10 protein-coding genes are annotated in these 10,542 nt (G+C 63.7%); all 10 read left to right on the plus strand.

Features of this window, described 5'->3' with window-relative positions; genetic code table 11:
- The coding region (locus tag ACC569_RS12520; RefSeq protein WP_372523871.1) for a rhodanese-like domain-containing protein at positions 1–213 on the plus strand (213 nt) is incomplete at its 5' end.
- 60 nt (positions 214–273) lie between these two features.
- Positions 274–3,150: a bifunctional [glutamate--ammonia ligase]-adenylyl-L-tyrosine phosphorylase/[glutamate--ammonia-ligase] adenylyltransferase gene (glnE, locus tag ACC569_RS12525; protein WP_372523872.1), complete on the plus strand. Its 2,877-nt coding sequence runs from the start codon at positions 274–276 to the stop codon at positions 3,148–3,150.
- Between the two features lie 23 nt (positions 3,151–3,173).
- Positions 3,174–4,097 (plus strand): branched-chain amino acid transaminase, encoded by a 924-nt coding sequence (locus ACC569_RS12530; protein WP_372523873.1) that lies wholly within the window; start codon positions 3,174–3,176, stop codon positions 4,095–4,097.
- A 15-nt stretch (positions 4,098–4,112) separates the two neighbouring features.
- The gene (locus ACC569_RS12535; RefSeq protein ID WP_372523874.1) at positions 4,113–4,316 is read left to right on the plus strand and encodes a zinc-finger domain-containing protein; all 204 of its coding nucleotides are present in this window, start codon (positions 4,113–4,115) and stop codon (positions 4,314–4,316) included.
- A gap of 95 nt (positions 4,317–4,411) precedes the next feature.
- Positions 4,412–5,425 carry a lipopolysaccharide heptosyltransferase II gene (gene waaF / locus ACC569_RS12540; RefSeq protein ID WP_372523875.1) on the plus strand — a complete coding sequence of 338 codons (1,014 nt, stop codon included), beginning with the start codon at positions 4,412–4,414 and terminating at the stop codon, positions 5,423–5,425.
- 18 nt (positions 5,426–5,443) lie between these two features.
- Positions 5,444–6,538: a putative lipopolysaccharide heptosyltransferase III gene (gene rfaQ / locus ACC569_RS12545; RefSeq protein WP_372523876.1), complete on the plus strand. Its 1,095-nt coding sequence runs from the start codon at positions 5,444–5,446 to the stop codon at positions 6,536–6,538.
- The gene (locus tag ACC569_RS12550) at positions 6,535–7,662 is read left to right on the plus strand and encodes a glycosyltransferase family 4 protein (RefSeq protein ID WP_372523877.1); all 1,128 of its coding nucleotides are present in this window, start codon (positions 6,535–6,537) and stop codon (positions 7,660–7,662) included. Before rfaQ ends, ACC569_RS12550 begins: the two co-directional genes overlap by 4 nt.
- Positions 7,663–7,683: 21 nt before the next feature.
- Positions 7,684–8,778 (plus strand): glycosyltransferase, encoded by a 1,095-nt coding sequence (locus tag ACC569_RS12555; RefSeq protein WP_372523878.1) that lies wholly within the window; start codon positions 7,684–7,686, stop codon positions 8,776–8,778.
- Entirely contained in the window at positions 8,775–9,593 is an 819-nt protein-coding gene (locus ACC569_RS12560) for a polysaccharide deacetylase family protein (RefSeq protein ID WP_372523879.1), read from the plus strand. Before ACC569_RS12555 ends, ACC569_RS12560 begins: the two co-directional genes overlap by 4 nt.
- A gap of 13 nt (positions 9,594–9,606) precedes the next feature.
- Positions 9,607–10,542: glycosyltransferase family 9 protein (locus tag ACC569_RS12565; protein ID WP_372523880.1), on the plus strand; the 936-nt coding region annotated here is incomplete at its 3' end.

The raw sequence follows: 10,542 nt of genomic DNA on the forward strand, positions 1-10,542 counted from the left end.
CTCGAGCAATGGCTCAAGAAACTGCCGCACAATCAGGAGATCGTTGCCTACTGCCGTGGTCCCCATTGCGTTCTCGCCTTCGAAGCCGTGGCAAAGTTGCGCGAAAAGGGATTCCAGGCGCGACGGCTTGAGGACGGTTTTCCGGAGTGGCGCGAAGCGGGATTGCCCGTCGAGAAAAGCGTTGTGAAGGAGTCGAGGAACAGCAAAGGCTAGACGTTATCGCTCGCGGCGCACCCGCGAGTAAACCAAGGTCCCTTTGGGTATTATGGCGGGATGTCCGATTCCGCCCAACAACCGTTCGATGCGGCACTTACGGCGGTTCCCGAACCGCTGCGTCAGCAAGTATCCGCACGCTGGCAGGAGCTGGCGTCGTCGCTCGCAACGCTCCCGCCGGAGAAATGGCTTGAGACCTTGCCACGGGTATTCGCCACCAGCGATTTTGTCGCGCGCAGTTGCGTGCAGCAACCGGCGCTGTTGCAGGATCTCATCGTCTCCGGCGATCTTTCACGTTGCTACCCGTCGGGCGAGCTGGGCCGGCGCGTCACCCAGGCGCTTGCCGATATCACCGATGAACCGGCACTAAAGGCACGACTGCGCCAGTTGCGCCGGCGCGAGATGGTGCGCATCGCCTGGCGCGACCTCGCCGGCTGGGCCGGTCTCAACGAAACCATGGCATCGCTGTCGGAATTCGCCGATGCCTGTGTCGACGGCGCGCTCGCGCGGCTGCATGTCTGGGCGGTGGAAAAAAACGGCGCGCCACGCGGCGAACAAAGCGGTGAGGCGCAGCGGCTGGTGGTGCTGGGCCTGGGCAAGCTCGGGGGACAGGAACTCAATTTTTCCTCCGACATCGATCTCATCTTCTCCTACCCGGAAGACGGCGAAACGCAAGGCGCGCGCCGCCTCAGCAACCACGAATTTTTCATCCGCCTCGGCCAGTCGCTCATCAACGCGCTCAACGAAACCACCGCCGACGGTTTCGTGTTCCGCGTGGACATGCGCCTGCGGCCGAACGGCGCGAGCGGCCCCCTCGCGCTTTCCTTCGCGGCGATGGAGTACTACTACCAGACGCACGGGCGCGACTGGGAACGTTATGCCTTCATCAAGGCGCGGGTGATTGCCGGCGATCGCGCGGCCGGCGCGGAACTGCTGAAGACACTGAAGCCCTTCGTGTACCGCAAGTACCTCGATTACGGAACGATCGAGGCGATTCGCAGCATGAAGGGGATGATCGCGCGCGAGATGGCGCGCAAGGGCATGCACGGCAACGTCAAGCTCGGACACGGCGGTATCCGCGAGATCGAATTCCTCGTCCAGACGCAGCAGCTCATTCGCGGCGGGCGCGAGCCGCAACTACAGGATCGCCGCCTGCTCAGCGTACTGCCGCGCCTGGTGGCCGCCGGACATCTGAACCCCGAGACCGGGACCGCGCTGACGCAGGCCTACATTTTTCTGCGCAACGTCGAACATCATCTGCAGATGGCGACCGATCAACAGACTCAATCGTTGCCGGCCGATGAGAGGTCACAACTGCAGCTGGCTTTCGCGAGCGGCTTCGCCGACCTCAAGACGTTTGCGGATGAACTCGAACGCCAACGCGACGAGGTGCATCGGCATTTCACGCAGCTTTTCCATACCGAGGCCGAACCGGCTGAGGGCCACGATCCCGGCGCGCTGGCGGCGGTATGGCAAGGAATGATGGATGCCGAGGCCGCGAAAAAGGCCCTGCGCGACAGCGGTTATACCCAGCCCGAGGAGGCGCTGAATCTGGTGAATGCCCTGCGCGAGGGGCCGATGGTCAGCGCGTTTTCCACCGGTGCCCGCGCGCGCATGGACCGGGTGGCGCCGCTAGTGCTCAAAGCGGCCGCGGCCAGTGACGATCCCCTGACGACCTTGCAGCGGCTGGTGCATCTGCTCGAGGCGGTCGGCCGGCGTACCGTCTATTTCGCGCTCATGAGCGAAAACCCGCAGGTGCTCACGCAGCTCGTGCGGCTGGGGAGCGCCAGCCCGTGGATCGCGAACTGGATCGCGCAGCATCCCATTCTGCTCGATGAACTGCTCGACCCATCGCTGTATGAATTGCCGACGCCGGACACGCTGCGGGATGAACTGCGGCAACGCCTGGCGCATATCCCCGAAGAGGATTTGGAACTGCAGATGGAAGTATTACGCGAGTTTCGTCACGGTCACGTGCTGCGCGTGGCCGCCGTGGATGTGGGTCCGGGCCTTGCCCCCGAACAGACTGGCGCCGCGCTCGCCACGGTGGCGGAGAGCGTGATTGCAGCGGGACTCGAGCTTGCGACGCGCGATCTCGAGCGCCGGCATGGCGCGCCGGCTTGTCCGGACCGGGAAACACCCCCCGGTTTCGCCGTCATCGGTTACGGCAAGTTGGGAAGCCGGGAACTCGGTTACGGGTCCGACCTCGACATGATTTTCCTTTACGAAGGATGTGAGGAAGGTTCTACCCACGGCTCGCGGCCGTTACCCAACGAAGCGTTCTTTGCCCGACTCGGCCAGCGGTTGATCCACATCCTTACCGCCCGCACCCCGGGCGGCATTCTTTATGCGGTGGACATGCGCCTGCGGCCGAGCGGCCAGAGCGGCCCGCTGGTGACCAGCCTTGCGGCCTTGCGCGATTATCAGCGCCGCCACGCCTGGACCTGGGAGCACCAGGCCCTGGTGCGGGCGCGCCCGGTGGCCGGCAGCCCGGTGTTGACGCGCGACTTTGCCAAAGTCCGCGAGGAAATCCTGTGCCTGCCGCGCGAACCCGCGAAGCTCAAGGCCGAGGTGCGCGAGATGCGGGAAAAGATGGCCGCGGCGCAACCGCCGCATGATGCCGGGCAGACGGACGTCAAGCACGACCCGGGTGGTATCGTCGATATCGAATTTATGGTGCAATACTGGGTCCTGCGGTGGGCGCACGAACATCCCGGACTGACCCGCCATACGGAGAATATTCATATCCTGGAAGCCCTCAAGGCAGAGGGCCTGCTGGAATCGGAGCGGGCGCGGCTGCTGACGGAGGCTTACCGCCGCTACCTTTCCGTGGAGCATCGATTGAAGCTGATGGAGCGCGGGTCGCTCGCCGATGCCGCGGAACTCGGCGACTGGCCGGCCAAGGTGCGACAGGTGTGGGATGAAACGTTTGAATAGTGACTGACGGGGAGTAGAGCAACATGTCGATGGCGGATCGTGATGGCTTTATCTGGTACGACGGCAAGCTCGTACCGTGGCGCGAGGCCACTACCCATGTGCTGACCCATACCCTGCATTACGGCATGGGCGTATTCGAAGGCGTGCGCGCGTACAAGGCCGCCAAGGGCACGGCGATCTTCCGCCTGCAGGCGCACACTGACCGCCTGTTCCGCTCGGCGCATATCCTCGGCATGGCCATGCCGTACGACAAGAAAACGATCAACGAGGCCACGCGCGCCGCGGTGCGCGAGAACAAACTCGAGTCCGGCTATATCCGGCCGATGTGCTTCTACGGCGCCGAAGGCATGGGCCTGCGCGCCGAGGGTCTTAAGGTGCACGTCATCGTCGCGGCCTGGACCTGGGGTTCGTATATGGGTGACGACGGCATCACCAACGGTATCCGCGTGCGCACCGCGTCGCTCAATCGCCATCACGTGAACATCAACATGTGCCGTGCCAAGGCCAACGGCAATTACATGAATTCGATGCTGGCCTTGCGCGAGGCGCTGTCCGCCGGCTGTGACGAGGCCATGCTGCTCGATACCGAAGGCTATGTCTCCGAGGGCAGCGGCGAGAACATTTTCATCGTGCGCGACAGCGTGATATTCACGCCGGATCTTACGTCCGCGCTCGACGGCATCACGCGCATGACCATCATGCAGCTGGCCGGCGAACTCGGCATCAAGGTGGTCGAGAAGCGCATCACGCGTGACGAGGTGTACATCGCCGACGAGGCGTTTTTCACCGGCACGGCGGCGGAAGTCACGCCGATCCGCGAGGTCGACGGCCGCGCCATCGGCACCGGCAAACGCGGACCGGTCACCGAAAAGCTTCAGACCCTTTATTTCGACGTGGTGCACGGCCGCAGCCACCAGCACGCCGAATGGCTGACGCCGGTAGCGTGACAGGAGATTGCCGCGATGTCTGTAAACGTTAATCCGGAAGAACTGATCGAACCCAACGCGCAGAACCGCTACGAAGTCACGCGCGCCGATCTTCCCCTGCACTGCCCGATGAAGGGCATGAGCCTGTGGAATTCCCATCCGCGGGTGTATCTGCCGATCGAGGCGAGCGGCGAGGAACGCTGCCCCTACTGCGGGGCGGTGTACGTATTGAAAGACTGATGAACCGCCAAGGCGCCAAGGACGGCGAGAGAAAACGTTAGGATGACTGTCACGGTACTTGCTCACGGTTCCTTGGCGCTCTTGACGTCTTGGCGGTGAACAATCATATAGAGAAACTTCTCATCGTCGGCCCGGCCTGGGTCGGCGACATGGTGCTGGCGCAAAGCCTGTTCAAGGTTCTCAAGCAGCGGCATCCCGATTCGACGCTCGACGTGCTCGCGCCGCGCTGGACGCTGCCGCTGCTCGAACGCATGCCCGAAGTGGACGAGGCGATCGCGCTGGACGTCGGGCACGGCGAACTCCGGCTCGGCGAGCGTTTGCGGCTCGGGCGCGAACTACGCGCGCGCGGTTACGACCGCGCCATCGTCCTGCCCAATTCACTCAAATCCGCGATTGTTCCATATGCCGCGCGCATCCGCGTGCGTACCGGGTTTGTCGGTGAACTGCGCTATGGCCTGCTCAACGACATCCGCCCACTCGACAAGCAAAAACTCCCGCGCACCGTGGAACGGTTCGTCGCGCTCGGCATCGAGCCGGGTGCCGCGCTGCCGGAGATTCCCCCGCCGCGCATCCGCGCGGACATGGAGAAGGCGCGCATGGCGCTGGCACGCTTGGGCCGCGGTCTGCCGGCGGCGCCGGTACTGGGCTTGTGCCCCGGTGCCGAGTACGGTCCGGCCAAACGCTGGCCGGCGGAATATTTCGCCGACGTGGCTCAGGCGAAACTCGCCGAAGGCTGGGAGGTGTGGCTGTTCGGTTCGGACAATGACTCGCCCGTGACCGGAGCGATTCAGTCCATGACCGGAAAGCGCTGTCTTGACCTCGGCGGCCGGACCACGCTCGAGGAGGCGATCGATCTGCTGTCGCTGACCGCCGCCGTGGCGACCAACGACTCGGGGCTGATGCACGTGGCCGCGGCGCTCGACCGTCAGGTGATCGCGCTCTACGGTTCCTCCGATCCGCGGCACACGCCGCCGCTGAGCGACAAGGCCAGCGTGCTCTACCTCGGTCTCTCGTGCAGCCCGTGTTTCAAACGCGAGTGCCCGCTCAAGCATCTCAAATGCCTGCGCGACCTCCCGCCCGAGCGGGTGCTGGCCGCGCTCAAGGAGTAAGGCCGGAAAAAATCTGCTATGGTTGCCGCGATGCTCAAGGACGCCGTTGACCTCTCCACCCTGCACCGCGTGCTGGTGGTCAAACTCCGCCACCTGGGCGACGTGCTGCTGACCTCGCCCGTTTTCACCGTTCTCAAGAACCACGTTCCGCACGCCGAGATCGACGCGCTGGTGTATCGCGACACCGAGCCCATGCTTTTCGGGCACCCGGCGATCAGCAATATATTCACGGTCGATCGCGAATGGAAAAAGGACGATTGGACCAGGCGCATGGCGAACGAGTGGCGTCTGTTCCGGTCCCTGCGCGCGCGGCATTACGACCTGATCGTCCATCTCACTGAGAATCCCCGTGGCGCGGTGCTGACGCTGCTGCTGGGGGCGCATCACAGCGTCGCGCGCGAATATCCCTCCAAACGCGGGCGGTTGTGGCGCAACAGCTTCACGCACCTTTACCAGGTGCCGTCCAAACCGCGGCACACGGTGGAAACCCATCTCGACGCCCTGCGGCGCCTCGGCATCTATCCCGAGATCGACGAGCGTCAACTGGTTCTTAAAGTTAGTGACGAGGCCGAGACCTCGGTGCGCGCGCTCATGGCGCGTCATGGAATCGAGGCGAAGCAGTTCATTCATATCCATCCGACCTCGCGCTGGCTGTTCAAATGCTGGGAGCTGGACAAGTATGTCGCGCTGATTCAGTCCTTGCAGGAGATGGGCGAGCAGGTGGTGGTGACGGCCGCGCCCGCCGAGCATGAGCTGCAATTCGCCGCCAGTATCACCTCGCAGCTCAAGCGCCCGGTTGTGGACCTGTGCGGCAAACTCAATCTCAAGCAACTGGCGGCGCTCACGCGCCAGGCGAAGTGTTTCGTCGGTGTGGACTCGGTGCCGATGCACATCGCCAGCGCGATGCAGACGCCGGTGGTGGTTCTGTTCGGCCCGAGCGGCGATCTCGAATGGGGGCCGTGGCAGGTAAAATCGCGCGTGCTCACCTCGGACCATTCCTGCCGCCCCTGCGGGCTGGACGGCTGTGGCAACAGCAAGGTATCCGAATGTCTGACCACCATCCCGGTGGACGATGTTTTGAGCGCGATACGGCAGATTCTCGCCCCGGCATGACTTCACCCCGCGTTGCCCTGATCCGCCAACGCTATGCGCACGATGGCGGTGCCGAACGTTTTGTGTCGCGCGCCCTGGACGCGCTCAAATCGCACGCCGTGCAGTTGACCCTGGTCACGCGCGAGTGGCACGGCGCCGAGGGCTTCGATGTCATCCGCTGCGATCCGTTTTATATCGGCCGGTTGTGGCGCGACTGGTCATTCGCGCGCGCCGCGTGCCGCGCCGTGAAACGCGGATCGTTCGACCTGGTGCAGTCGCACGAACGCATCGCCTGCTGCGACATCTACCGCGCCGGCGACGGCGTGCACCGCGAATGGCTCAAGCAGCGCGCCCGGGCGCAGGGGCCGCTGGTGCGGTTTGCCACGGCGCTCAATCCCTATCATTACTATGTGAAGGCGGCCGAAAAGAAACTGTTCCAAAGCCCGCGCCTCAAGGTGGTCATCTGCAACTCGCGCATGGTCCGGGACGAAATCCGGCAGTATTTTAACGTGCCGGTCAGCCGGCTGCAGGTGATCTACAGCGGCGTGGATACACACGCCTACCATCCCGACTTGAAGCAGCATCGTGCCCAGGTCCGTTCGCGTCACGGTATTCCCGACGATGCCATCCTGTTTCTGTTCGTCGGTTCCGGTTTCGAGCGCAAGGGCATGACGGCGTTGCTGGAAGCCATGGCCGCGCTGCCCGCGAATACATTTCTGCTGGTGGTGGGCCGGGACCGCCACGCCGGCCGGTTTCAGGCCGCTTCCGAAAAACGCGGTATGGCACAACGCGTGATTTTTCTCGGCGCGCAGCAAGACGTGAAGCCGTATTACGGCGCGGCCGATGCGCTGGTGTTGCCGACGCTCTACGATCCGTTTCCCAACGTGGCGCTCGAGGCCATGGCCAGCGGTTTGCCCGTCATCACCAGCCTCAAATCGGGCGCGGCCGAGCTGATCGAGAATGGCCGCAACGGCTTTGTGTGCGACGCCCTTGATGTGCCGACGCTCATCACCCAACTGCGCGCGGTGACACCGACGAGCGCGCGGACCATGGGCGAGCGCGCCCGCGCCACCGTCGAGCCGATGAGCCTCGAGCGCATGAGCCTGGCGCTGCTCGACCTGTACAATAGCCTTTTGCGTACCTGAGATCCGGCGTGTGGCTCGATCATGGATAACGGAAGGCTGACAGTCCTGCACACCGAGGCCTCGCTCGGTTTCGGCGGTCAGGAGCGGCGCATCCTGCGTGAACTCGAGGGTCTCGACCGCACGCGTTTCCGCGGGCTGCTGCTATGCCAGCCTGGCTCCCGACTCGGGCACGTCACCGAAGAACGCAAGATTCCGACGATATGGTTCAAGATGCGCTCGGCCTACGATCCGGTGGCGTTCGTGAAAATCCTGCAGTTGCTCAAACGCGAGCGCGTGGACATCATTCACGCCCACAGTTCGCGCGATGCCTGGCTGGCGGGCGCCGCCGGCAAGCTGCGCGGCGTCCCGGTGTTCCGCACGCGCCACCTGCTCACGCCGATCGGCGGTCCGTATGTGTATGCGCGTCTGACCGACCGGGTGCTGACCGTGAGCGAGGACGTGCGCCGGTATCTGATTTCCGCGGGCGTGCCGGGCGAGAAAATCGTTGCCGTGCCGACCGGCATCAACCTCAAGCGTTTCGATCCCGCGCGCCCCGACCTCGTGGACATGCGCGCCCGCTTCAATCTTTCACGCGATGCCTATGTCATCGGCCTCGTCGCGGTATTGCGCAAGGCCAAGGGCCATCGCTTTCTGCTGCAGGCGGTCAAGCGGTTGGCGCCCGAGTTTCCACAAGTGAAATTGCTGATCGCCGGTACCGGACCGCAGGAGCAGAACATCAACAATCTCATCAAGGAACTGGGTCTGGGAGAACAGGTGCTGATGCTCGGACAGCAGGATGACATACCCAGCCTCCTCAAGGCGCTCGATGTTTTTGTATTGCCGGCGCAGGAAGAGGCGTTGGGTACGGCGCTGATCGAGGCCACGGCCATGGGCGTGCCGGTGATCGCCACCCGCATCGGCGGCATTCCCGAAGTGGTGGGCGAGACCGGCCTGCTGTTCGAATCGGAAGACGTGGAGGCGCTGGTGAACCACCTGCGCACGCTCATCCGCTCGCCCGAGTTGGCTGCGCGCCTGCGCGTGCAGGGCGCGGCGCGGGCGCGCGAACTGTATGATGAGAATCTTATGATAAGGCGTACGGAAGAACTGTATCTCAAGGCCGCGGCGGTGGGCACATGACGCGCGCGGTGCCGGTGCTGATGTATCACCACGTGTCGCCCAACCCGGGTCTGGTGACGGTGAGCCCCGAAACCTTCGAGGAACACATCGCGTACCTGGCGCGTAAAAAATATCACGCGCTCGCGGCCGATGAGTTCCTGGAATTTCTGCAAGGCAAGCGCACGCTCAGCGGGCGCCAGGTATTGATCACCTTCGACGACGGTTATCTCGACAACTACGTCTATGCCTATCCGATACTCCGGCGCTACGGCCTCAAGGCGACGATCTTCGCCATCACCGGCCTGATCGGCGATGGCGCGGCACGCACTTACCTGGGCGCGGCCAAAGTGTTGCCGGCGACGCCGGACCACCGCGCCTGCAAGGCGGCGGTGGCCGCAGGTCGCGCCGACGAAGTGATGCTGCGCTGGTCGGAGATCGAGACGATGGAAACCAGCGGCGCGGTGGAAATCCATTCGCATACGCACACGCATCAGCGTTGGGACCAGCTGCATCCCGAAAAAACGCAACGGCTCGCGGCCGTCGAAGCGGACCTCAAGGCCGCGCGCGCGGCGCTGAAAACCCGTCTCGGCAAGGACTCGCGCCATTTGTGCTGGCCGTGGGGCTATTTCGAACCGGAATACCAGTCCATCGCCTCCGATCTGGGTTTCACGGCACAATACGCGACCGCGAAGGGAGTCAATACCGTTGGCACGGATGTCCGGTCTATTCCGCGCATCGTCGTCAAGGACAAAGACACCCGTTGGTTAGCCACGCGTGCATGGATTTATAGCCATCCCCAGGCGGCTAGACTCTACAGCCGGTGGCGTGGAGCTTAGTTCTGTGTAATTCATGGTTCCGACAAACCTTAACATCCTCGTTATCAATGTTGCGCGTATCGGCGACACGCTCATGACGACGCCGGTGCTGCGTGCGCTCAAAGAGGCCCTTCCGGGTTGCCGCATCACTTGCCTCGCTCATCCCAAGCGCGCCGACGTGCTTCGGGGTTTGCCATGGATCGACGAACTGGGCGTCGTGACGCCACGGCGCGCGGTTTGGCGGGGACGTTTCGGGCATCGGCAACGGGACTACGATTACGCGCTGGTATACGGTCACGACGCCCAGCTCATCCACTACGCGGCGCGGGTCGCGCAACGGGTGGTGGCGTTTGCGCAGCCGGAGGAGACCTTGAACCGGCTGCTGTGGAAATGTATCGCCTTGCCACCGGTACGCGAAAAATTGGCTGCCGTGGAAGAGCACCTGTTACTCCCGGCGGCGCTCGGTGCGCGCACCTCTGACCATCGGCTTGCCTATGCGCCACTCGCCTCGGAGCTCGACGCCGCGCGCGCGTGGTTGACGAAGCACGCGCGCCCCGGAGCAAAGCCGCTCATCGGGTTTCAGGTATCGAGTTTTCCGACGAAAGCTTACCGTGACTGGCCGCTTGAATACTTCGTGGAACTTGGCAGGCTCATTCTTAATGTCTGGCCCGAGGCTGAGATCGTCGTGTTCGGCGGCGACGAAAGCCACGGCAAGGCGCTAGGCCTGAGACGCCAGCTTGGAGAACATGTACTTGTCGCCGCGGGGAAACTTGATCTGCGCATGTCCGCCGCCGTCATGACGCAACTCGCGCTCTATGTAGGCGTGGATACCGGGCCGACGCATCTTGCCGGCGCGCTTGGCGTCCCCATGGTCGCTCTGTACCATTGCCGTCATCGCAGCCGGCGCTTTGCGCCCGTCAGGCATCCGAAGCTTCGCGTCGTGGAACATCCGCGCCCCGATAACCGCTGC

Origin of the sequence: Sulfuricaulis sp. (genome assembly GCF_041499725.1) — a bacterium.
Taxonomy (GTDB): domain Bacteria; phylum Pseudomonadota; class Gammaproteobacteria; order Acidiferrobacterales; family Sulfurifustaceae; genus Sulfuricaulis.